Below are 24,055 nucleotides of genomic sequence, written 5' to 3' on the forward strand. Positions count from 1 at the left end.
GAAGCTAAGCCTCTCAGCGCCGATGGTACTGCAAGGGGGACCTTGTGGGAGAGTAGGACGCCGCCGGACTTAACGTAGAAGAACCAGGGAACCCCTGACCATTCGTGGTCAGGGGTTTTCTGCGTTCCCGGCCCGTTCCCGGCCCGTTCTGGGTCCTTGTCGCCGGGGCCTGGTCAGGCCGTAGGATCAGCCGACGACGGAGGAACGATGACCGAAGCCTGGCCGGCCCTGCCCGACGGCTCCCGATTGGCGCTGCGGGAGATCCTCATCCACGGGGTGCTCTCCCGTGCCGAGATCGCTCGGTCACTCGGGCTCTCACGGGCGAGTCTCACCCGGGCCATGCGCATCCTGGTGTCGCAGCGCCTCGTGGTCGAGGTGGGGACGGACGTGCGAGGTGCTACAGGTCGCCCGTCGGAGCTCCTGCAGGTGAGCAGTGGGCAGTGGGAGTTCCTCGGCGTCAAGCTCACGAAGGACCGCCTGTACGCCGCGGTCACGGACCTGGGCGGACGGGTCCTCGCCCTGCACGAAGAAGGCATCAACGACACCGCCGCCGAGCCGCTCGCGGAGCAGATCACGGCCGTTCTGGAGCGACTCCTGGTGGCCCACCCCGCGATCTGCGCGATCGGCGTCTCGCTGCCCGGTGACGTCATCGTCCGCGAGGGGGAGTCGGTGGTCGCCGGGTCGGTGTTCCTCGGGTGGCACGAGGTGCCCTTCGCCCAGATGCTCGAGGAGCGGACGGGCATCGCCACGTTCACAGCGAACGACGTCCACGCGTTGACGGCGAAGGAGCACTGGTTCGGCGCCGGCGCGGGTCGTGGATCGATGGTGCTGGTGACCGTCGGTGAGGGCATCGGCCTCGGGCTGATCGCGAACGGGCAGGTCTCGACCGGGGAGCACGGGCGCCTGGGACGGATCGGGCACCTGCCGGTCCTCGGCGGTGGGCCGGACTGCGGGCTCGGGCACGCCGGGTGCGCCTCGAGCTACCTGCCGAGCCCGGTCATCGTGCGGAACGCCGGGCACGAGGGGAAGACGTACGACCAGGTGGTCGAGCTCGCGCGGGACGGCGACGAGGGAGCCCTCGCTGCGTTCGAGGATGCAGGCCGCGCCCTCGGGGTCCTGCTCGCCACCGCCGTGCACATCGCCGACCCCGCAGCGATCGTGCTGACGGGGGATGGGCTGCCCGTGTACGACCTGGCGCGGGCGACCGTCGATGAGTCGATGCGGGCCGCCCTGGCGCCGTACACCGAGCCGGTCACGGTGGAGGTGCAGCCGTTCGAGTTCTCTGAGTGGGCACGCGCTGGGGCGGTGCTCGCCATCCGCCGGCTGCTGGGGGAGTGATCCGCTGCAGGGCCAGGCAGAGGTGTCGACGCGTTAGTTACGCACGTTGACAAACGTGGACGCAGGCGGAAGGCTTGAGCGGTCCACACCATCGAAGGAGATGCCGTGACCGCTGCCCCCACCGTCCCGTGGCCGACCGACGGCCTGTCGTTCGGCGGCGACTACAGCCCCGAGCAGTGGCCCCGGGAGACCTGGCTCGAGGACGTTCGCCTGATGCGAGAGGCCGGCGTGAACCTGGTCACCGTCGGGGTGTTCTCGTGGGCGCTGCTCGAGCGGTCGCCGGGGGACTTCACGTGGGAGTGGCTCGACGACGTGCTCGCGCTGCTGCACGCGCACGGCATCGCGGTGGACCTCGCGACGCCGACCGCCGCCCCGCCGAACTGGCTGCTGACCGCACACCCGGAGATCCTGCCCGTGGACGCCACGGAGCGGCGGGAACGACCCGGTGGGCGACTCGGGTGGTGCCCGGCCTCCGAGCTGTTCCGGGAGCACGCGCTCCGCATGGTCGACGCGCTGGCCGAGCGGTACGGCCGACACCCGGCGGTGCGACTCTGGCATGTGAGCAACGAGCTCGGCGGCGGCAACGGCCGGTGCTACTGCGAGGAGTCGGCAGCGGACTTCCGGCACTGGCTCGTCGCGAAGTACGGCGACGTTGAGGCCGCGAACGACGCCTGGGGCACGGCCTTCTGGGGGCACACCTACACCTCGTTCGACGAGGTCTCGCCGCCGCGCGGTGTCGGCGGCGCGCCGAACCCCGGGCTCGCGCTCGACTTCGAGCGGTACTCGTCCGACACCCTGCTCCGCCAGTACGACGCCGAGAAGGCCGTCATCGAGCAGCACTCGGACGTGCCGGTCACCACGAACTTCATGGTGGGCGCCGGCTCACAGGTCGTCGACTACGCCGGGTGGGCGAAGCACGTGGCGATCGTCGCGAACGACCACTACACGCTCGTCGACGACGCTCGCCGCGAGCAGGACCTCGCGCTGGCCGGTGACCGGATGCGCGGGATGTCGGCGGATCGCCGTCCCTGGCTGCTCATGGAGCACTCGACGGGTGGCCCGAGCTGGCAGCAGCGCAACCGCGCCAAGGAACCCGCGGAGCTCGTCCGGAACGCCCTGGCGCACGTGGCGCACGGTTCCGACGGGGCGATGTTCTTCCAGTGGCGGGCCTCCACCGCGGGCGCCGAGCAGTTCCACTCCGCGATGCTCCCGCACGCCGGCACCCGCACGCGCATCTGGCGCGAGGTGCTCGCCCTCGGCCGGGCGCTGCAGGACCTCGCACCCGTGCAGGGCACCCGAGTCCAGCCGGCCCGGGTCGCGATCGTCGTCGACGAGGCCTCCGGGTGGGCCGTGCAGTCGGGCCTCAAGCCGCACCGGGGTCTCCGTTACGGCCGGGAGCTCCGCGCCTGGCACCGCGCGTTCCACGACCGGCAGGTGCTCACCGACGTGGTCCCCGCCGACGCCGACCTGGACGGCTACGACGTGGTCGTCGTGCCGACGATGCTCGTCGTCGACGACGCGACCGCCGCGCGGTTGTCCGGCGTGCTGGACCGCGGCGCCACTCTGATCGTCACCTACCTGTCCGGCGTCGCCGACGAGACCGCGCGCATCCGCACCGGCGGGTACCCGGGAGCGTTCCGCCAGGTGCTCGGCGCCTGGAGCGAGGAGTTCACCCCGCTGCAGCGCGACGAGCGCTGGACCCTCGACGACGGTGAGGTCGTCACCGACTGGGCCGAAGCGGTCGTGCTCGAGGACGCCGAGTCCGTGCTCCGGTACACCGACGGCCCGCTCGCGGGCCGGCCCGCCGTCACGCGCCGCGCCGTCGGCGGCGGCGCCTGGTACGTGTCTGCGATGCTCGCGGACGACAGCATCCAACGGCTCGTGGACGGGGTGATCGCCCAGCGGGGGATCCTGCGGACGGTCACCGGGCCTCCCGGCCTGGAGGCGGTGCGTCGCGTCGGCGACGACGGTTCCGCCTTCCTGTTCCTCGTCAACCACCGTGCTGACGACGTCACGGTCGTCGCGTCCGGGACGGACCTGCTCGACGGGTCCGGCCACGGGCCGGACACCGTCGTGCCGGCCGGACGCGTCCGCGTGCTGCGCGAGGAGCGGGTCTCGTGACCGTCGTGGAGCGCGAGTCGACAGCCGTCGGTGCAGGCGATCGACGCGTGCACGTGCTGCGGTCCGCCGGGGTGTCGCTGGTGCTGGCATCCGCGGCGGACGGCCTGCCCGAGGTCCTGCACTGGGGTCGGGACGTCGGGCCCGTCGCGCCGGACGACACGGCCGACCTGCTGCTTGCACTCGGCCGGCCGCTCGGACCGAGTGCGCTCGACGCGCGGTGGCCGCTCACGGTGCTGCCGACCGAGCGCGACGGGTGGGAGGGGCGGCCGGGGATCGCCGGGCACGTGGACGGGATGCCGCTGGTGCCGCGGTGGCGTGACGTGATCGTCCTGGCGGATGACCGGCGGATCGTCGTGACCGCCGAGTCGGACCCGTTGGCGCTCCGGAGCGAGTTCGCGCTCGACACCGCGGGGGTGCTGCGGGTGCGGCACACGGTGACGAACACGCACGCCGAGCCCGTGCACCTGCAGGCGCTCGAGGCGACGCTGCCCGTGGGGGAGCGGATCACCGAGGTGCTCGACCTGGGCGGACGGTGGACCCGTGAGCGCACACCGCAGCGCCGGGCCGCGACCGCCGGGAGCCACGCACGCGAGAGCCGTCGCGGGCGCACGGGCCACGATTCGCCGACGTTGCTCGTGCTCGGGACGCCCGGGTTCTCGGATGCCGAGGGCGAGCTGTGGGCGGTGCACCTGGCCTGGAGCGCGGACTCCGTGTACCGGTACGACCAGCTCGCCGAGGCGCGGCCGCTGCTCGGCGCCGGGGAACTGCTGCGCGCGGGCGAGGTCGTACTCGTCGAGGGGGAGTCGTTCACCGCCCCCGACGCCGTGTTCGTGTGGAGCGACACCGGGATCGACGGGCTGTCCGACCGCCTGCACGATTCGCTGCGGAGTCGCCCGGGGCACCCGCGACGGCCCCGGCCCGTGGTGCTGAACACGTGGGAGGCCGTCTACTTCCGGCAGGAGCTCGAGCCCCTGGTGGCATTGGCCGAGACCGCGGCGGACATCGGGGTCGAGCGGTTCGTGCTCGACGACGGGTGGTTCCTCGGCCGGCGGTCGGATTCGACGTCCCTGGGGGACTGGCGGGTCGACCCGACGGTGTGGCCGGACGGGCTGGCGCCGCTCGTCGACCGGGTGCGTGCGCTTGGCATGGAGTTCGGGCTGTGGTTCGAGCCCGAGATGGTGAGCCCGGTGTCCGAGCTCGCCGCGGCGCACCCCGAGTGGATGCTGCAGCGCCCCGAGGACGACGTGCGGACGTGGCGGAACCAGTACGTGCTCGACATGGCGAACCCGCTGGCCCGGCACCACGTGCTCGAGAGCATGTCCCGTGTGATCGGTGAGCACCACGTCGACTTCGTGAAGTGGGACCAGAACCGCGACATCGTGCACGCGGTGCACGCGGGTCGAGCTGGCATCGACGCGCACACCCGCGGCGTCTACGCGTTGATGGACGAGCTGCGTGCGCGGCACCCGTGGCTCGAGATCGAGGCGTGCGCGAGCGGCGGTGCCCGGATCGACCTCGGCGTGCTCGAGCGCACCGACCGCGTGTGGCCGTCGGACTCGAACGACGCCTTCGAGCGACTGCCGATCCAGCGCTGGACCGAGGCGCTGCTGCCGCTCGAGCTGATCGGCTCGCACGTCGGGCCGGAGATCTCGCACACCACTGGACGGCACCTCGACCTGGACTTCCGGATGGCGGTGTCGCTGTTCGGCTCGGCCGGCATCGAGACCGACATCACGAAGCTGTCGCCCGAGGAGCTCGACCGGCTCCGGGCCTGGACAGCGCTGTACCGCCGGGAACGCGGGCTGCTGCACTCCGGGCGGGTGCGGCACCTGGACCTCGGGGACCCGGGGACGGTGGCGACGTCGGTGGTGGCCACCGATCGGTCGCGGGCGCTGGTGCGGGTAGCGCGGACGGAGACGGGGCCGAGGTCGTTGCCGGTGCCGCTCCGGTTCCGTGGACTCGACCGGTCGCGGCGCTACCGGCTCGCTCCGGTGTCCGGGCTCGCTGTGCCGCACGGGCTCGACATGGTGCCGCCGGAGTGGCTCGTGCGCGGGCACCTGGAACTGACCGGCGCCGTGTTCGAGGACGTCGGCGCACGGCTCCCGCTGCTCGCACCCGCGACCGCGATCGTGCTGGAGCTCCGCGCGCTCGACTGAGCGGGTCCGCTGCTGTCCGGCGTGAGCGGGCGGTGGGCGAGCGGGCGGAATGCCGGGGTGACGGCGGTGAGTGACCCGGGTGTTTCGCCCATTCGTCGTGGGTGGTGGGCGGTGCGCGAGCGGGCGGAATGCCGGGGTGACGGCGGTGGGTGTCCCGGGTGTTTCGCCCGTTCGTCGTGGGTGGTGGGCTCGTGGGCGGTGGGCGAGCGGGCGGAATGCCGGGGTGACGGCGGTGGCTGACCCGGGTGTTTCGCCCGCTCGCGGGATGGGGGGCGAGGAGATCGGGCGGGGGTGACGGTTCCGGTTCGCGCGCCCGGGGGATCGTGAACCGGAACCGTCAGGGCGCCGCACCGGGTCAGGGCAGGAGCGAACCCGCGTGGCGGAGGACGAGCGGGTGGACGAGGGCCTCCGTCGCGATGCCCGGCACGCCCGTCACCGTGAAGGTCACCGACTCGCCGGGGAGCAGGGACACCAGGCCCTCGTCGACGCGACCGGCCGCATCCACGCGGTCGGGGAACAGCGAGACGTCGCGTGCGTACGCCGTCGCCGTGACGGTCACCGTCGCGCCGTCGGCCGTCTGGGTCACGACGGTCTGCAGCGGTGCGGGCTCGAGCGCCTGGTCGACGACCTCGGCGAAGTCGTGCACCGTGCGGGTGCCGGCTCCCGTGACGACGAGGACCTCGGCACCGGGGTCGCCGGGCACCGCGAGCGACGACGGCAGCTGCACCCGGTCGGCGTCGGCGGGGGCGGCGGCGAGCATGAACGACGACGACTCGAGCACGGTGCCGTCGAAGGCGACGCGGGAGACGGTGACCTCGTCGGCGACCGACGCCCCGGACGCGTTGACGAGGACGACGTCGAGACCGCCCTCGCCCCCGGACGACGGCTGCACGGTGAGCAGCACGGGCTGGTAGGCCTGCCGGACGGCGTACCAGACGGGCTTCCGGATGCCGGCGTGGTCGACGAGGGCCCAGGACACCACGGGCCAGTCGTCGTTGAGCTGCCAGACGATCATGCCGGTGTTGTCGGGCGTGCGGGAGCGGAACCACTCCATGCCGAAGCGGATCGCGTGCGCCTGGTTGAGCTGTGCGGCGAAGTGCCAGTCCTCGATGTTCGTCGGCGAGGGCAGGTGGCCGCGCATGCCGTCGGCGAGCTTCCGGTTGCCCTGGTCGGCCTTCTGGTGCACGAGCATCTCGTGGCCGTCCGGGTCGAGGGGCTCGTCGTGCACCACTGCGGTCAGGGTCGACCACGCCGGCGGGCCCTGGAACCCGAACTCCGCCACGAACCGCGGCTCCCAGTCGGCGTAGGCGCGGTAGTCGAGGCGGTTCCAGACGTCCCAGATGTGCACGCTGCCGTTCCGTTGGTCGTTCGGCGTCAGGTACTCGTCGAACGAGAACGGGCTGCCCGGCGTGTACGGCCGGGTCGGGTCGAGCTCGGCGACGACCGACGGCAGCAGGGAACGGTAGTAGCCGTTGCCCCAGGTCCGGCCGACGAGCGACGGCCGCCAGCCCCACTCGGCGTAGGCGACGAGGTTCTCGTTGTTGCCGTTCCACACCACGAGCGAGGGGTGCGGGCTGAGGCGGGTGACGGCCTCGCGGACCTCGGGCTCGACCTCGTCGGCGAGCCAGGGCTCCTCGGCGTAGGCGGCACAGGCGAACAGGAAGTCCTGCCACACCAGGACGCCGAGCTCGTCGCACCGGTCGTACAGGTCGTCGGACTCGTAGATTCCGCCGCCCCAGATGCGGAGCAGGTTCATGTTCGCGTCGATCGCGTCCTGGATCCGGTCCGCGTACCGGGCGGGTGTCATCTCGGTCAGGTAGGCGTGGTCGGGGATCCAGTTCGCCCCGCGCACCATGACCGCACGGCCGTTCACGCGGAGCAGGAACGGCGCGCCGTCGGCGTCGGCGGCGGTGTCGAGCGTGACCGTGCGGAAACCGACGCGGCCGGTCCAGACGTCGTCGCCGACGTCGACCCGGACGTCGTACAGCGGCTGGTCGCCCTCGCCGCGGGGCCACCAGACGGCGACGTCGGGAACCTCGAGGCGGACGGTCGCGGCGCCGTCCACGACAGGGCGCACGCCGACCACCCGGCCGGCGGTGTCCGGGGTGTCAACGGGACGGACGGGAGGCTCGGTGTCGGAACCCGGGTGCCCTGCGGGCGCGGGGTGCGGGGCCAGGGTGATGCGGGCCTCCAGGCCGGTGCCCGCGGAACCGTCTGCTGACGCGACGGGCGCGCTGCCGATCGCCTGTGAGAAGGAGCCGGTGGAGCCGGCGTGCTCGACGTCGACGTGGGCCGTCAGCACACCGGTGGTGCCGTCGAGGTCGACGAGCGGGCGGACGGCCGCGATGCGGACGCCGCTCCAGGACTCGATGCCGATCGACTTCCAGATGCCGCTCGTGGCGACGTCGACGCCCCAGTCCCACCCGAAGTTCGACGCGTTCTTGCGGAGCGCGTTGTAGGGGTGGTGGTTGACGTGGGGGAGCTCGCCGCCGTGCAGGGCGGACAGGCGCTCGGCGGCGGGGACGGGCGCGTCGAAGGTGACGACGAGCTCGTTCGTGCCCGGGCGGAGGAGGTGCCCGACGGGGAACCGGTACGAGCGGTGCTGGTTGGCGGTGGTCGCGACGACGATGCCGTTGAGCTCGATGGTGGCGAGGGTGTCGAGGCCCTCGGCGACGAGGTCGTGGCGGGTCTCGTCCGGCGCAGTCCACTCGAAGGTGCGGCGGTAGCGCCAGACCGTGTCGCCGATCCACTGGGTGGCGGCCTCGCCGTCGCCGTCGAACGGGTCGGGGATCCGGCCGCCCCGCAGCAGGTCGGTGTGCACGCAGCCGGGGACCTGCGCCGCGATCGGTTCGCGGTGCTCCGCCGACTGCTCGGGCCCGGTCACCGCCTCGAGGGTCCACGTGCCGTCCAGGGTGGTCCGCTCCATTGCGTCTCCTCATCGTTACGGGGCCGTGACCCGACCCCTTGACCGCCTTAGTTTACGCGTGTAACAATCACGCTCACAACGTGGACTCTGCGACGACGCAGACCGAGAGGACAACGATGTTCAACCCAACCCGTTCACGGCTCGCCATCGGCGGCGCCGTTCTCCTCGCAGCCGGCCTCGCGCTCAGCGGCTGCAGCTCCAGCGGCAGCGCCAGCACGAACGACGCCGCTGCCTCGACCCTGGTGGCGTACACCGGCCAGTCCGGCGACTACCAGATCAACTTCAACCCGTGGTCGCCGTCCAACATCGGCGGCGTCGGCACGATCTACGAGTCGCTCTTCTTCATCACCAACGTCAACACGAAGGACCCGAAGCCGCTGCTCGGCAAGTCCTACGAGTGGAACGACGACGGCACGCAGCTCACGATCACGCTGCGCGACGGAGCCACCTGGAGCGACGGCGAGCCCTTCACCTCGAAGGACGTCGTGTTCACGCTCGACATGCTCAAGAAGCAGAAGGCCCTGAACTCGATCGGCTACGACGGCACCGCGAAGGCCGACGGCGACGACAAGGTGGTCGTCTCGTTCGACAAGCCGTCGTTCGTGCTCGGCCCGAACCTGCTCGGCAAGACCTGGATCGTGCCCGAGCACCTGTGGAAGGACATCGACCCGACGACCGACGTCGTGCGCGAGCCCGTCGGCACCGGCCCGTACACGCTCGGCACCTTCAAGGCGCAGGCGTTCACCCTCGAGGCGAACAAGAAGTACTGGGACGGCGCCCCGGCCGTGAAGACCATCCGCTACCTGTCGCTCTCCGGCAACACCGCCGGCGCCGACGCCCTGAAGCAGGGGTCGATCGACTGGCAGACCGGCCCGGTGCCGAACATGGACGACATCCCCGCCAACTACAACGGCTACGACGGCATCACCGTCGGCCAGAACCAGATGGCCCTGCTGACCTGCGCGAACACCGACCTGGGCTGCGCCGGCCCGCAGACCGACCCGGCCGTCCGCCACGCGATCGCCGACGCCATCAACCGCAAGCAGCTCAACTCGCTGGCGTTCGAGAACACCGCGAGCGAGATCTCGCCGACCTTCGCGCTCACCACGACGCAGAAGGACACCATCTCGAAGGACATCGAGCCGGCCGTCATGCCGGAGACCCCCGACACCGACGCAGCGGCATCGGCGCTCGAGGACGCGGGCTACGCGAAGGGCGCCGACGGCATCTACGCCAAGGACGGCAAGAAGTTGTCCCTGACGGTCGAGGTCGTCACCGGCTGGACCGACTACATCACCGCCATCGACACCATGACGCAGCAGCTCAAGGCCGCGGGCATCGAGCTCAAGGCGCAGCAGTCGTCGTGGAACGAGTGGACCGACAAGAAGACCAAGGGCAACTTCGAGCTCGCGATCGACTCGCTCGGTCAGGGCCCGACGGCGAACCCGTACTACCTGTACAACAACTACTTCACGACGGCGAACACCGCGAAGGTCGGTGAAGCAGCCCCGATGAACATCTCGCGGTACAGCAACCCCGACGTCGACGAGGCCATCGCGAAGCTCGCCACGATCAACCCCGAGGACACCGCGGCGACGCAGCCCGAGCTCGACACGATCCAGGAGCACATCGTCGAGGACCTGCCCTACATCCCCGTGATGACCGGCGGCACGACGAGCGAGTTCCACGCGGCGAAGTTCACCGGCTGGCCGACGGAGGACGACCTGTACGCGTTCCCCGCGGTCTGGGCGAGCCCGGACAACGCCGAGATCTTCAAGGCGCTCAAGCCGGCGAAGGGCTGACACCGATGGGATCGCGACCGAGGGGCACTCGACGATGACCTACTTCCTGCGCAAGATCGGCTTCTACGTCGTCGCACTGTGGGCGGCCCTGACGCTGAACTTCATCATCCCCAGGCTCCTGCCCGGCAACCCGGTGGACATCCTGCTCGCCAAGCTCCAGCAGCGCGGCGGGCAGGTGACCCCGGCGACCCGGGAGGCGTACGAGCTGCTCCTCGGTGGCGATTCCTCGGAGCCGCTCATCTCCCAGTACGGCCACTACTTGGTCAACGTGTTCCGCGGTGACCTCGGGGTGTCCGTCAGTTACTTCCCTGCACCCGTCACCGAGGTGATCGGCAGTTCGCTGCCGTGGACCATCGCGCTGGTCGGGATCGCCACGATCCTGGCCGCGATCATCGGCGTCGGCCTCGGGGCCTTCGTCGGCTGGCGGCCGGGCACCTGGCTCGACTCGTTCGTGCCGGCCACCACCCTGCTCGCCGCGGTGCCGTACTTCTGGCTCGCGCTGATCCTGGTGTACTTCTTCGCCACCGGGATCCACCTGTTCCCGGCGCAGGGCGGCTACGACGTCATCCTGACCCCCGGGTTCAACTGGGACTTCATCGCCTCGGCGATCAAGTACGGGGTGCTTCCGGCCGTGACGATCGTGCTCGCGTCGCTCGGGGGCTGGCTGCTCGGCATGCGCAACATGATGGTGTCGACGCTCTCCGAGGACTACATCACCACCGCGCAGGCGAAGGGCCTGTCGGACGGCAAGATCCTGCGGAACTACGCCGCCCGCAACGCCGTGCTGCCGTCCGTCGCCGGGTTCGCGATCTCCCTCGGGTTCATCGTGTCCGGCTCCGTCGTCACCGAGCAGGTGTTCTCGTACCCGGGCATCGGGTCGAAGCTGCTGTCCGCCGTGACGAACAACGACTACGCGCTGATGCAGGGCATCTTCCTGTTCATCACCCTGGCGGTCCTCGGCGCGAACCTCGTCGTCGACCTGCTGTACGGACTGATCGACCCGCGCACGCGGGCACGGAGCTAGGGGAGGAGACGACCATGACCAACATCCAGCAGGAGACCGAGCCCACCATCGGCGCACTGACCGAGGAGGCCGACAGCACCACGTCGATCGCCACCCGGCGCGCGTCGAAGGGCGGCATCCGCAGGTTCCTCCCCACCCTCACCCCGTGGCTCGTCACGGGCATCGCGCTCGTCGCCGGCGTCACGCTGTTCGGGGTGATCGGACCGCTGCTCGTCGGCGACCCGACCACCATCCGCGACACCGGGTTGCAGGGACCGAGCGGCGAGAACGTCCTCGGCACCACCCAGACCGGTCAGGACGTCCTGGCGCAGCTCGCCTTCGCCACCCGGGGCAGCCTGCAGATCGGGCTCATCGTCGGCGTCCTCGCCACGGTGCTGTCCGCGTTCTTCGGCATCCTCGGCGCCTACCTGGGCGGGATCATGGACGAGGCGTTCTCGCTGTTCTCGAACGTGTTCCTCGTCATCCCCGGCCTGCCGCTCGTCATCGTCATCTCCGGCCTGGTGCCGCGTGAGGCCCGCGGGCTCTGGACCATCGCCGTCGTCCTGGCGATCACGTCGTGGGCCGGGTCCGCCCGGGTGCTGCGGGCGCAGACGATGTCGATCCGCAACCGCGACTACGTGTCCGCCGCCCGAGTCGCCGGCGAACGGCCCTGGCGGGTCATCGCGGTCGAGATCCTGCCGAACCTGCTGCCGGTGCTCGCGTCGCAGTTCGTGTTCGCGGTGATCGCGGCGATCCTCGGGGAAGCGGGGCTGTCGTTCCTCGGGCTCGGGGCGTCGAACTCGTCGACGCTCGGCACGATGCTCTTCTACGCCCAGAACGGCTTCGCGTTGGCGAACGGCGCCTGGTGGTGGTTCGTGCCGCCGGGCCTGCTCATCGCCCTGCTCGGCATGGGCCTGTCCCTGGTGAACTTCTCGATCGACGAGGTCATCAACCCGCGACTCGCGAACGTGCGTGCGCAGCGACGGCGTGACCGTCGTGCGAAGCGTGCGGCTCGCTCGGGAGGCCCGGCCCGCGTCGCCACCGCCGGTCACGACACGAAGGGGGTCGCCCGATGAGCGCCACCGACACCGCACGACCGGTCACCTCCGACGCCACGGGCGACGGCCGCCGTCCGGCCGTGCTGACGATCGACCACCTCGACGTCGTCTACGAGACCGAGCACCCCGTGCACGCCGTGAAGGACGTCTCGCTCACCCTGGCGCCCGGCGAGATCCTCGGGCTGGCGGGGGAGTCCGGCTGCGGCAAGACGACCCTGGCCTACGCCATCACCCGGCTGCACCGGCCGCCGGCGAAGGTCGCGTCCGGCAGCATCACGTTCCACGACCGGGACGGCACCGACGTCGACCTGCTCGGGCTTCCACACGAGCAGCTCCGTGCCGTGCGCTGGTCGAAGCTGTCGATGGTGTTCCAAGGGGCGATGAACGCGCTCAACCCGGTCACCACGATCCGCGCCCAGCTCGACGACGCCCTGGTCGAACACCGCAAGGGCCTGCCGCGCAGGGAACGTCGGGCCATCGCCGAGGACGCCCTGCGCCGCGTCGGCGTCGACCCGTCCCGCATCACCGCGTACCCGCACGAGCTGTCCGGCGGCATGCGGCAGCGCGTGATGATCGCGATGGCCATGCTGCTCGAACCGCAGATCATGATCATGGACGAGCCGACCACCGCGCTCGACGTCGTGGTGCAGCGGGAGATCCTGCGCGAGATCGTCCGGCTGCGCGACGAGCTCGGGTTCGCCGTCGTGTTCATCACGCATGACCTGCCGCTGCTGCTCGAGATCAGCGACCGGATCGCGATCATGCTCCGCGGCGAGGTCGTCGAGTGCAACCGTGCCAGCGTGATCCAGCACGACCCGCAGCACCCGTACACGCGGAAGCTGCTGCAGTCGTTCCCGAGCCTGTCCGGAGCCCGCGGCGCGTTCATCCGCACCGGGGTCGAGGACGGCGCCGAACCCGAGACCGACACCCGGGCCGTCGTGGTCCAGGCAGCACAGGAGACGGACCGATGACCAGTGTGACCGTCAGCCACCTCGGCAAGGACTTCCACACCCGCAAGGGCCTGAAGCGCACCACCCTGCGGGCCGTCGACGACGTGTCGTTCGACCTGCTGCCCGGCCGGACCGTCGCGCTCGTGGGGGAGTCCGGCTCGGGCAAGTCCACCATCGCGCGGATGCTCGCGAAGCTCGAGACCAGGACCCGCGGGTCGATCGACGTGCGGCTCGAGGACGGCACCCCCGTCGAGGGCAGCATGTACCGGCGGCACGTGCAGATGGTGTTCCAGGACCCGTTCGCCTCGCTCAACCCGTTCCACTCGATCGAGCACCACATCGCCCGACCGCTGCAGTTGCACCACCGGGCCCGCGGCGCCGACGAGACCGCTGACAAGGTGCGGGAACTGCTCGGCCGGGTGAACCTCGACGAGGACTTCGCATCGCGGCGGCCGCACGAGCTCTCCGGCGGGCAGCGGCAGCGGGTCGCCATCGCCCGCGCACTCGCCCCGGGCGCGCAGGTGCTCATCGCCGACGAACCCGTGTCGATGCTCGACGTCTCGATCCGCCTGAGCGTGCTCAACCTGCTCGGTCGGCTGCAGCGCGAGGACCACCTCGCCGTGCTCTACATCACGCACGACCTGGCGACCGCGCGGCACTTCTCCGACGAGATCCTGGTGCTCTACCGCGGCCGGGTCGTCGAGCGCGGGCCGTCGGACGCCGTCATCCTCGACCCGCACCACGACTACACCCGACTGCTCGCCGAGGCCGCCCCCGACCCGGAGCGCACCGAGCGCCGGATCACCGCGGGGCCGCCGCTCGACCGGACGAAGATCGACAACACCACCTGCTACGACCACACGGTCGGAGCCTGGGTGTCGAGCGAGCCCGCACCGGTCGGGGCGCGATGAGCGACCGGCCGACGTTCGTCGACTGGGTCACCGACGGGTTCTCGGCGCGGTTCCGGGTCGGTGCCGACCAGCCTGCCGCGCTCGTGTCGTTCGTGCCGACCGGCGGAGCGCTCGCCGACGGGCCGGACGACCCGCAGCCACTCGTCGAGCTGACGACGATCGGGCACGGGCGGTTCCCGGGCGGGTTCCGGCACGTGGACTCCACCATCGGGGCGCGCCTGCGCCCCGTGTCGCACCACGTGCACGACGACGGGACCGACCTGTGGTTCCGGATCGTGCAGGTGGACGCGGCCACGGGCCTCCAGGTCGAGTCGGTGTTCCGGGCGCGCGCCGGCGTGCCCGCGTTCCAGACGTGGACGGAGGTGTCGAACGAGCACGGCGAGCACGTCGTCGACTCCGTGTCGTCGTTCGCGACCGGGGCGTTCCTGACCGACTCGGGCGCCACCGTCGACGAGCTCGCCCTCGTCCACGCGGACAACGACTGGGCAGCGGAGAGCCGTTGGCGGACCGATCCGCTGCGGTCGATCGGGCTCGCGGCGATCGACCGGGAGGCCCAGCACCACCCGCCCCGCAGCCGCGCCGTCGTGCAGAACCGCGGCTCGTGGTCGACCGGCGAGGCGCTGCCGATCGGCGTGCTGCGGGCGGACGAGTACACGCTCGTCTGGCAGATCGAGCACAACGGGCCGTGGCTGTACGAGCTCGGGGAGACCCGGCGGCATGCGTACGTGCTGCTGAGCGGGCCGACCGACCAGGAACACCAGTGGACCACCGTCGTCACGCCCGAGCAGCCGTTCACCTCGGTGCCGGTCTCCGTGGGGATCGCCGGGTCGATCGACGACGCGTTCGGGGTGCTCACCCGGCAGCGTCGGGCGTTCCGGCACGTGCGGGAAGCCGATCGCGCCCTGCCCCTGGTGTTCAACGACTACATGAACACGCTCATGGGCGACCCGACCACCGAGAAGCTCCTGCCGCTCGTCGACGCGGCCGCCGACGCCGGAGCGGACCTGTTCTGCATCGACGCCGGCTGGTACGCCGAGGGGCACTGGTGGGACAGCGTCGGAGCGTGGGAGGAAGCGGCGTCGCGGTTCCCGACCGGGCTCGGGGCCGTCATCGACCACATCCGAGCGCGCGGCATGCAGGCCGGCCTCTGGCTCGAACCCGAGGTCATCGGCATCCACTCACCGCTGGCCTCGACCCTGCCGTCGTCCGCGTTCGTCGAGCACCACGGGGTCCGGGTCGCGGAGCACGGGCGGCACCTGCTCGACCTGCGCTCGCCGGAGGCCCGCGCCCACCTCGACTCGGTCGTCGACCGACTCGTCGGGGAACTCGGCGTGACGTTCTTCAAGATGGACAACAACACGATGACCGGGCCGTTCGCCGGGACGCTCGACCACCAGCGGGCGCTGCTCGACTGGCTCGACGCCGTGCAGGAGCGGTACCCGGCACTGCTCATCGAGAACTGCGCCTCGGGAGCGATGCGCGCCGACTGGGCCATGCTGTCCCGGCTGCACATGCAGTCGACGTCGGACCAGCAGGACCCGTTGCTGTCCGCCACGATCGCCGCCGCTGCTCCCGCCGCGATGCTGCCCGAGCAGGCGGGGAACTGGGCGTACCCGGCGCCGACGATGGAGCCGGAGCTGTTCACGCTGTCGCTCGTGAACGGGGTGCTCGGACGCATGTACCTGTCCGGGTACCTCAACGAGATGTCGGCTTCGCAGCGGGCGGTGGTCGGCGCCGCAATCGCTGCGCACCGGCAGGTCCTGGACGTCGTCGACTCCGCAGTGCCGGTCTGGCCCCTCGGGCTGCCCGCCTGGGAGGACCCGTGGATCGCACTCGGCCTGCACGCCGCTTCGGGCGACCTGTACCTGTCGGTGTGGTCGCTGCCCGGTGCGTCGGCGTCGGTGTCGTTGCCGCTACCGGCGTTCACCGGGCAGGCGGTGGTCGTCGACCCGCTGTTCCCGACGGCACTCGGGTCGTGGACCGTGGCGTGGGACGCCGCTTCGGGCTCGCTCGAGGTCACGAACGGCGGCGCGACCCCCACAGCGCGGGTGCTCCGCGTCCGGTCGCAGGAGGCGGACGCGGAGGCCTGAGTGAGCGCGCGTCGCGATGGCAGGGCGCGCGCTGGAGCGGACGGGAGGCACGGTGCGGGCAGGCACCGTGCCTCCCGTTTCGTCGGTGGTCGCGTCCACGGCGCGGGGGACGCGGGTTCGTGTCCGCGTGGTGACGGTTCTGGTTCAGGATCCCCGGGGATCGTGAACCAGAACCGTCAGGAGTGCCGCAGGACGGGATCCCCGCTCGTGCACACCGCCCTAGGATCAGAGCAGGGGAGTTGCGGAGAACCGGGGGAGTCGAGCGTGAGTGCACCGATCTGGCTGATCGCGATCGGCGGGGTGTTCGTCGTCCTCGGCGGACTGGCGTACGCAGGACTCTGGCGGTCGTGGATGCGGCGGAGTACACCGTCGATGCCCTTCGGCTTGTTCTGGCTCGGGCTGGCGCTCGGCTGCGAGGGCGTCGCGGCGTTCTGCTTCAACGGGCCTGTGGTGCTCGCCCTCGTCCTGATGGTGGCGTTCGTGCTGTGCGGCGTGCTCGGGATGTGGTTGCTGTTCGGTGGTGCAGGGTGGGCGACACCGCGGTGGTCGCGACGGGCGGCTCGCCGATGACCCGGCACGTGCCGTGGGACCCCTGGCGTGACGTCCGCTGGGATGCACTGGCCATCGTCGACGGTCTCGTGTTCGAGGTGCCGGAAGGGTGGACGGCCCGTCCGGTCGAATCGGGCGTCCGGCTTGAGCGCGACGACCACGCGGTGTCCATCGACGTGCGGTCCTTCTCCGGTGATCCGACGGCGGAGGTCGTCCGGCGACTTCGGGACCGACCGGACGCCCTGGTCCTCGAATCCACGGACGACCGGGTCCTCGTCGCCCTGCCCGAACCGGACGACGTCGTCATCCGTGATCTCCGGTTCCTCCGCGAACTGCGGGTCCGGATCGCGGTCGAGTGCTCCGCCCGTGACTGGCCTGGAGCCGGCGCGGTCGTCGACGGGCTGCTCGACTCGCGGTGGCGCCGTCCCCTCGACGAGCCGCCGGCCGGGAACGCAGCGCTCGCCGCAGCCGCCGGCCCGGGGCCGACCCTGCCGTGGCGCACTCCGGACGGGGTGCTCGACCAGCTCGTGCGGTTCCGCGACCGCGGCCTGGTGCCCGCAGCGGCGCGACGCTCGGGCCCCGGGGTCGCCGCGCGAGAGCTCGGGTTCGTCGGGCGGTTCGGCGGCCTCACCGACAAGGGCGACGAACTGGTCAGCCCGGTGGTCGATCACGATGCGCTGCTCGTCGTCGAGTCGAGCGACCCCGCGAGCGACGCTCCGCCACTGAGCTGGGCGTGCTGGATGCAGGGCCAGAAGTGCGTCGTGCGTGTCGGCCACGAGGACGGTTCGGAGTCGCTCGGTGTCGTTCGTCCAGGCTCCCTCGTGGCACACCTGCTCCGGTGGCTCGACGTCGACCCCGTCGACTCGGTCGGCTTCGACGAACCGGTGACGATCACGACGGCGCAGTACGAGGACCGCTCCGGTCCGTGCCCCAGCGACGTCGCGTGGTTCCAGCGCGCCTGGGCCGCACCGCGGTGGCGGGCTGTGAACGGCTGGAGCCACCAGGCCGGGAAGGGCGTCCACGGGCTGCTCGTTCCGGGTGTGGGTGCGTTGACGAGGGAGAGCGGTGACGGAACGATCACCCTGCGTCCGGAGCGCACCGCGGTGGTCGTTCGGGGTGCTGTCGAGGGAGTGAACGCTTTCGTTGGTCTCACCGACGGCGCCCGGCAGCAGCGCTGATCAGGGGAGGAGCTGGAGCTCCATCGCCCGGGTCACGGCACGGGTGCGGTCGTTCACGCCGAGCTTCTCGAAGACGTGGCCGAGGTGCGTCTTCACCGTGGCCTCGCTGAGGAACAGCGCCCGGCCGATCGCCGGGTTGCTGTTGCCCTGCGCGACGAGTCGCAGGACGTCGAGCTCGCGCGGGGTCAGCGACGGGCCGACCGCGGCGGGGAGGGAACCCGTCGCTCGGCGGACGAGCGCTGCGGCCGCGGAGGGCGCGAGCGCGGTCTCGCCCCGTGCGGTCGCCCGGACGCCGGCGAGGATCTCGGACTCCGGGACGGCCTTGAGTAGGTAGCCGGTGGCGCCGGCCTCGATGGCGGCGAGGATCTGGTCGTCGGACTCGTACGTGGTCAGGATCAGGACGCGGACGCCGGGGTCGGCGGCGAGGATCTCCGCCGTCGCCGCATCGCCGTCGAGCACGGGCATCCGGAGGTCCATGAGCACGACGTCGGGGCGTTCGGCGAGTGCCACCGTCACCGCGGCGCGGCCGTCACTGGCCTGGCCGACGACCTCGACGTCGTCGGCGTCCTGCAGCAGGGCCACGATGCCCGACCGGACGATCGGGTGGTCGTCGGCGACCACGACGCGGATCACGGGGTCACCTCTGCCACGGGGTGACGATCAACGGCCTGGAGGCTCGGCTCGGGTCCGGTGGGCAGGCTCGCGTCGACGACGGTTCCCCGGCCTGGGGTGCTCGTGATCGTGCAGGCACCGCCGGACAGCGCCAACCGTTCGTAGAGACCCCGGAGACCGTGCCCGGCCGTCGGAACGCCGGTGTCGAACCCGACGCCGTCGTCGATCACGCGGACGCCGACCCGTTCGGGCGCGTGCTGCAGGACGATGCGGACGGAGCCGGCGTCGGCGTGCGCACGGATGTTCGCGAGGGACTCCTGGACGACCCGGAGCAGCACGACCTGGGCATCGCGGTCGAGCGGGCCGTCGGTCGCGTCCACGGCGACGGGCGTGCCGGTCTCGCGGGTGTACCGCTCGGCCAGCCGGTGCAGGGCCCCGGCCGGGCTGCCGCTCGTGGCACCGGCCACCCCAGCGGCGATGAGGGCGCGGGAGTCCTCGAGCGCCGCTCGTGCCGACTCTTCGAGGACCGCCAGTCGTTCGTCGAGCGCGGCACCGCGGTCGTTCGCCAGGTCCTTACGGACGCGTTCGGTGAGCATGACGATGCCGGCGAGGTTCTGCGCGACGGTGTCGTGGATCTCGCGGGCCAGGCGCTCCCGTTCGCTCGCGACGCCCGCGCTGCGGTGGGCATCGGCGAGGGACTGCTGGGTGGCGCGGAGCTCCTCGACGAGCTGGCGGCGCTCCTCGGACAGGCCGGCGACGCTCGAGATCCACACGCCCATCGCGCAGGCACCGATCACGCTGATGCCCTCGATGAGCACGGTGCTGACCAGGGCGTCCGGGCCGCTCGACACCTGCAGGCCGATACCGCTCGCGACGCCGACCGCGACCGAGAGCAGGACGGCGGTGCGGACCCGTTCGGACTGCACCCAGACGAGCGGGAACGCGATGCACTGCACGAACGCGGTGCTCGGCACGACGGCGGGCAGCACCAGGGCGGCGACGAGGACCAGCGGCAGGAAGGCCGCTGCGGAACGGGGGCTGTCGTAACCGCGATGGCCGAACACGGCGTAGGCGACGACGAGCACCACGACCGCGGTGTGCGCCGGCCAGCGAGTGCCCCACGGGGACCACCCGAACACGGTGATCACGGCGGTGAGGAGCATCGTGCCCGCGAAGAAGACGTGCAACCACCGGTTGCGCATCCACGTCTCGCCGTTCATCTGCCCAGCATCCCACCAGCGGGGCGCCATCAGGCGTCCTTGCGGTTCCAACGGAACGTCAGCAGGCAGGCCACCGTGCCCAGGACCAGCCACGCTGCCAACACGAGGGCTCCGAGGCCGAGGTGCCACGCGCCTCCCGGCTCACCCGACTCGAACGCACCGGGCAGGAAGACGGAGCGCATGCCGGACGCCATCCAGCGCAGGGGGAAGACGGACGCGACGTCCTGCAACCAGGTCGGGAGCTGCGTGAAGGGCAGGTAGACGCCGGAGATGAACTGCAGCACCAGCACGATCGGGACGATGGTGGCGGTGGCGCGCCGGCCCTCGCGCGGGAGAGCCGAGACCGCGATGCCGAGGACACAGCTGGTGGCGATGCCGAGGACCATCACGCCGGCGAAGACGCCCCAGTTGCTCGCGTTGGTCGGCAGGTCGACGCCGAACACCAGGCTCGCGATCACCAGCAGTAGTGCGGTCTGCACGAGCGTGGTGACGAGGACCATGCCGATCTTGCCGACGAAGTACGACAGGACGGGCAGTGGTGTGCCGCCGAGGCGCTTCAACGTGCCGTCGCTGCGCTCGCCGGCGATGTCGACGCCGAGGGACTGCGTGCCGGAGAGCAGGAGGCCCGTCGCGACCAGGCCGGGCAGGTAGTAGGTGGCGTAGTCGACGTCGACCGGTCGGCCGTTGCTCGCGACGGCACGGATGGGGTCGGCGTCGGCGAAGGCGACCGAGAAGAGCGCCAGCATGATGATGGGGAAGAGGAACGTGAAGAACACCGCGTCGGGGGCGCGGAAGTAGGAGCGAATCTCGTAGCCGATGCGGCTGGCGCTCGTGCGCGCTGTGGTGTTCATCGCTGGCCCACCATGTCGAGGTAGACGTCCTCGAGTGACGGGCGGATGACTTCGAGGTCGCGCATCGGTGCGGTGCTGCTGCGGATGAGCGCCGTCGGGTCGGTCGTGCGCTCGTCGTGGTGTCCGCCGTCGTCGTCGCGCCAGCGGACCCGGGGTGTGCGGGCCTCGGCGCCGCCGATCTCGTCGATGGGTGCGAGGTCGAGGAGCTTCCCGTCGGCGATGACCGCCGCCCGGTCGGCGAGCTGGGCGGCTTCGTCGAGGTAGTGCGTGGTGAGCAGGATCGTCGTGCCGTCGTGCTGCACCTGGCGCAGGAGGTCCCAGAACTGCCGGCGGGCCTCGGGGTCGAAGCCCGTGGTCGGTTCGTCGAGGAACAGGACCTCGGGTCGGCCGATGATGCCGAGGGCGACGTCGACGCGGCGGCGCTGGCCTCCGGACAGGCGGCTGATGCGGGTGTTGCGCTGCGTCTCGAGCCCCGTCGCGGTGAGGAGCTCCTCGACGCTGCGGTGCTTCGGGTACAGCGTCGCGAAGTGGTTCAGCTGCTCGGCGACGGTGACGTTCGGGGACTCCGCGCTGGTCTGCAGGACGATGCCGATGCGTGCGTTGTGGCTGCGGCTCGTCCGTGCGGGGTCGTGACCGAGGACGCGGACCTCGCCGGCGGTGCGGGAGCGGTACCCCTCGAGGATCTCGACCGTCGTGGACTTGCCGGCACCGTTGGGGCCGAGGAGGGCGAAGGTCTCGCCCTGTTCGATGGTGAAGGAGACGTCATCCACGGCGCGTTTGCCGGTGGCGTACTGCTTGCCGAGGTGCTGGACCTCGATGGCTGGGGACTCGGGCATGGGTCCAGCTTCGCCGCCGGGCCGCCGTGGGGGATCGGCCGGGGCGGTGGTCTCGGCATCGTCCGATCGGGGGATGGCATGACCGTGCCCGCCGATCGTGGCGATCGGCGGGCACGGTCGGGCAGAGCTATCAGCCGATGCTCGGGCTCGCGGTCATACCGACATCACCCGTGTGGGCGAAGCCGTCGGTGCCCGCGGTTCCGACCCACGTCCACAGTGAGCCGGTGTTGGCCTGCACGGCGACGGCGACGTCACCGCCGACGGTGTCGACGGCCGGGCTGGTGCCGACCTTCATGCCGACGCCAGCGGTGTGTGCGAAGCCGGCGTCACCGGGCGCACCGCGCCAGGTCCACAGGTCACCGGTGTTGGCCTGCGCTGCGACGGCGAGCTGCGAACCGACCAGGGTGATGGACGGGTTCGTGCCCGCCTTCATGCCCAGTGCGGTCTCCTTCGCGAGACCCGTCGTGCGCGGCGTCCCGCTCCACACCCAGAGCTTCCCGGTGTTCGCCTGCGCCGCGACTGCGATGGTCGAGCCGTTGACGCGCGTGACCGACGGGCTCGTGCCGTCCTTCATGCCGAGACCGGTGTCGGCTGCGGTGCCCTTCTGGGCTGCGGTGCCGTACCAGGTCAGCAGCTTGCCGCTGTTCGCCTGGAACGCCACGGAGACGCCGCTGCCGACGGTCGTGATCGACGGGTTCGTGCCGGCCTTCATGCCGTAGCCGGTGGACATTGCGGTCCCGGCCGATCCGGGCGTCCCCGTCCAGGTCCAGAGCTCGCCGGTGTTGGCCTGGAACGCGACCGCGTACTGGCCCCCACCGAGCGAGGCGATCGCCGGACTCGTGCCGAGCTTCATGCCGACGTTCGCCGAGCCTGCGGTCCCCGTCTGCCCGGCCTTGCCTCGCCACGTCACCAGGGAGCCGTCCGGCGCCGCGAACGCGGCAGCGGAATCGGTGCCGGTCGAGGCGATGGCGGGAGACGTGCCCTCCTGAACGGCTCGCCCGGAGTTCGCGGCGAAGCCTTCACTGCCCGCCTCGCCGGTCCACGTCCACAGCGTGCCGGTGTTGGCTCGGACAGCGACGTGCGACTGGACGATCGTGCCCGGGAAGTTCGGGAACGACCACGGGATCGGTGTGCCCTGGGTGACGATCCGCTTGCAGGTGAAGTAGTCGTTCAGGCCGTTCTGGCTCGTTCCGTCGCGCTTCACCTCGAAGTGCAGGTGGTTGCCGGTCGAGTTGCCGGTGGTCCCCACCGAGCCGATCCGCTCGCCCTTCGTGACGGTCTCCCCGACCGAGACGAGCGGGCTGCCGTTGATCATGTGTCCGTAGAGCGTCTGGTAGCCCGCGCCGTGGTCGATCACCACGTAGGTTCCGTAGCCGGTCGTGGCCGAGCTGTTGATGACCGTGCGGACCGTACCGGCCGCGCCCGCGACGATCGACGAACCCCCGGAAGCGGCGATGTCGATGCCGGAGTGCGGAGTGCCATTGCAGTGGGCTCCCACGTACCCGGTCACCTCTCCGGACGTCGGCACGATGACGTCCCCCGTTGCCGCCTGCGCTGGTGCCACAGCGATCAGGCTCAGTCCGGCTGCCAGAGCAACCGTCGCCGACAAGGCGAGAATCTTCTTCATGTGTTTCCCCTCAACGACCGCCGACGGTGGCGGTCGGTGGAACTCTCGCAGGGAGTAGAACAACATTTCCACCCCCCGATCGGGCCGAGGGGTCTGCGGGGCGTCGGTACTGGTTCGCGATCGTCGGGGATCGTGAACCGGAACCGTCAACGCTTCAGTACTGCGGACGGATCCAGTCCGTCGGTTGCACGAAGCGGGCGCGGGGCAGGACCTCGTCCGGCTCGGCGGTCCGCACGCTCGTGATGATCGTGGCCTCGCCGTGCTCGTACGAACGACGGGCGATGCCGTCGCGCTCGTCGATCACCAGCGTCGAGCGGAACGCCGGGTCCTCGCCGTACTCGAAGGTCACCAGGATCGAGCGCTCGCCGATGTGCTGGATCAAGATCGGGTGGAAGTCGTCCGTGGCGCGGCCCCACCGGAGCATCAGATCGGGCACGGCCATCCGGACGACGGGGGACGGGACCATGCTCCGGGCGAACGACACCTCGTGCGGACCGTCGTCGGGGTCGTGCAGCACGCCGTCGCGGTATGAGACCGGCTTGGCGCGCTGGCGGACGAGCGTCCAGGTCTGCGCGGGCTCGTCGATGTCGACACGGAACTGCCAGTGCTGCTGCCGGGACTCCTGGTGGACGCCCTCGAGGACGTACCGGGCGGGTCGGCGGAGGGCGGCGAGCTCCTCGGCGATCGCGGGACCATCGGACCGGGTGAGGAGTTCGTCGAAAAGCACGGTGCCAGCATGGCGCACCACGTGCTGTGGACCGCACCCCTTGACGGGCTGGAGGCGCGGGGCGGGGTGGTGCCTGGCCTCCAGGCCGTGGGGTGATCGC

General features: G+C 71.2%; 18 protein-coding genes. 11 read left to right on the forward strand and 7 right to left on the reverse strand.

Annotated elements, in window-relative coordinates; translation table 11 throughout:
* Positions 1-207: 207 nt before the first annotated feature.
* The 3 genes from DEJ30_RS16750 (at position 208) to DEJ30_RS16760 (ending at position 5,615) form a co-directional block, all read left to right on the forward strand.
* A complete protein-coding gene (locus tag DEJ30_RS16750) occupies positions 208-1,338 on the forward strand; it encodes an ROK family transcriptional regulator (protein ID WP_110862794.1) in 1,131 nt (376 codons plus the stop codon).
* A 105-nt stretch (positions 1,339-1,443) separates the two neighbouring features.
* Positions 1,444-3,459 carry a beta-galactosidase gene (locus DEJ30_RS16755; RefSeq protein ID WP_110862795.1) on the forward strand — a complete coding sequence of 672 codons (2,016 nt, stop codon included), beginning with the start codon at positions 1,444-1,446 and terminating at the stop codon, positions 3,457-3,459.
* On the forward strand, positions 3,456-5,615 hold the full coding sequence (locus DEJ30_RS16760) for an alpha-galactosidase (RefSeq protein WP_258370031.1): 2,160 nt from the start codon (positions 3,456-3,458) through the stop codon (positions 5,613-5,615). The genes DEJ30_RS16755 and DEJ30_RS16760 overlap by 4 nt, the downstream gene beginning before the upstream one ends.
* Positions 5,616-5,970: 355 nt before the next feature.
* On the opposite strand, the gene DEJ30_RS16765 is transcribed toward DEJ30_RS16760, so the two are convergent.
* On the reverse strand, positions 5,971-8,541 hold the full coding sequence (locus DEJ30_RS16765) for a glycoside hydrolase family 2 protein (RefSeq protein WP_110862796.1): 2,571 nt from the start codon (positions 8,539-8,541) through the stop codon (positions 5,971-5,973).
* 116 nt (positions 8,542-8,657) lie between these two features.
* On the opposite strand from DEJ30_RS16765, the gene DEJ30_RS16770 reads away from it, so the two are divergent.
* The 8 genes from DEJ30_RS16770 to DEJ30_RS16805 all read left to right on the forward strand — a co-directional run bounded on the left by DEJ30_RS16770 (position 8,658) and on the right by DEJ30_RS16805 (position 18,082).
* Positions 8,658-10,343, forward strand: a complete 1,686-nt coding sequence (locus DEJ30_RS16770) for an ABC transporter substrate-binding protein (RefSeq protein ID WP_110862797.1) — start codon at positions 8,658-8,660, stop codon at positions 10,341-10,343.
* A gap of 34 nt (positions 10,344-10,377) precedes the next feature.
* A complete protein-coding gene (locus DEJ30_RS16775; RefSeq protein ID WP_110862798.1) occupies positions 10,378-11,367 on the forward strand; it encodes an ABC transporter permease in 990 nt (329 codons plus the stop codon).
* 14 nt (positions 11,368-11,381) lie between these two features.
* Positions 11,382-12,422, forward strand: coding sequence for an ABC transporter permease (locus DEJ30_RS16780; protein WP_110862799.1), 1,041 nt, complete (start codon positions 11,382-11,384; stop codon positions 12,420-12,422).
* Positions 12,419-13,375, forward strand: a complete 957-nt coding sequence (locus DEJ30_RS16785) for an ABC transporter ATP-binding protein (protein ID WP_110862800.1) — start codon at positions 12,419-12,421, stop codon at positions 13,373-13,375. Before DEJ30_RS16780 ends, DEJ30_RS16785 begins: the two co-directional genes overlap by 4 nt.
* On the forward strand, positions 13,372-14,265 hold the full coding sequence (locus DEJ30_RS16790; RefSeq protein WP_110862801.1) for an ABC transporter ATP-binding protein: 894 nt from the start codon (positions 13,372-13,374) through the stop codon (positions 14,263-14,265). The genes DEJ30_RS16785 and DEJ30_RS16790 overlap by 4 nt, the downstream gene beginning before the upstream one ends.
* The gene (locus tag DEJ30_RS16795; protein WP_110862802.1) at positions 14,262-16,355 is read left to right on the forward strand and encodes a glycoside hydrolase family 36 protein; all 2,094 of its coding nucleotides are present in this window, start codon (positions 14,262-14,264) and stop codon (positions 16,353-16,355) included. Before DEJ30_RS16790 ends, DEJ30_RS16795 begins: the two co-directional genes overlap by 4 nt.
* A gap of 264 nt (positions 16,356-16,619) precedes the next feature.
* Positions 16,620-16,925, forward strand: coding sequence for a hypothetical protein (locus DEJ30_RS16800; protein ID WP_110862803.1), 306 nt, complete (start codon positions 16,620-16,622; stop codon positions 16,923-16,925).
* On the forward strand, positions 16,883-18,082 hold the full coding sequence (locus DEJ30_RS16805; protein WP_110862804.1) for a hypothetical protein: 1,200 nt from the start codon (positions 16,883-16,885) through the stop codon (positions 18,080-18,082). The genes DEJ30_RS16800 and DEJ30_RS16805 overlap by 43 nt, the downstream gene beginning before the upstream one ends.
* Here DEJ30_RS16805 and DEJ30_RS16810 read toward each other — a convergent pair whose 3' ends face one another.
* From DEJ30_RS16810 to DEJ30_RS16835, 6 genes are all read right to left on the reverse strand, one after another.
* Complete coding sequence (locus DEJ30_RS16810; protein ID WP_110862805.1) at positions 18,083-18,715, reverse strand: response regulator transcription factor; 633 nt, start codon at positions 18,713-18,715, stop codon at positions 18,083-18,085. It abuts the gene before it with no gap.
* Positions 18,712-19,914 carry a sensor histidine kinase gene (locus DEJ30_RS16815; RefSeq protein ID WP_181420194.1) on the reverse strand — a complete coding sequence of 401 codons (1,203 nt, stop codon included), beginning with the start codon at positions 19,912-19,914 and terminating at the stop codon, positions 18,712-18,714. Before DEJ30_RS16815 ends, DEJ30_RS16810 begins: the two co-directional genes overlap by 4 nt.
* A gap of 29 nt (positions 19,915-19,943) precedes the next feature.
* Entirely contained in the window at positions 19,944-20,765 is an 822-nt protein-coding gene (locus DEJ30_RS16820) for an ABC transporter permease (protein WP_110862807.1), read from the reverse strand.
* Positions 20,762-21,601, reverse strand: coding sequence for an ABC transporter ATP-binding protein (locus DEJ30_RS16825; RefSeq protein WP_181420195.1), 840 nt, complete (start codon positions 21,599-21,601; stop codon positions 20,762-20,764). Before DEJ30_RS16825 ends, DEJ30_RS16820 begins: the two co-directional genes overlap by 4 nt.
* Before the next feature lie 130 nt (positions 21,602-21,731).
* Positions 21,732-23,228, reverse strand: coding sequence for a M23 family metallopeptidase (locus DEJ30_RS16830; RefSeq protein WP_181420196.1), 1,497 nt, complete (start codon positions 23,226-23,228; stop codon positions 21,732-21,734).
* 154 nt (positions 23,229-23,382) lie between these two features.
* Complete coding sequence (locus tag DEJ30_RS16835; protein ID WP_110862810.1) at positions 23,383-23,955, reverse strand: hypothetical protein; 573 nt, start codon at positions 23,953-23,955, stop codon at positions 23,383-23,385.
* Positions 23,956-24,055 lie beyond the last annotated feature (100 nt).

The sequence above is a fragment of the Curtobacterium sp. MCPF17_003 genome (assembly GCF_003224385.1).
In the GTDB taxonomy this organism is placed as follows: domain Bacteria; phylum Actinomycetota; class Actinomycetes; order Actinomycetales; family Microbacteriaceae; genus Curtobacterium; species Curtobacterium flaccumfaciens.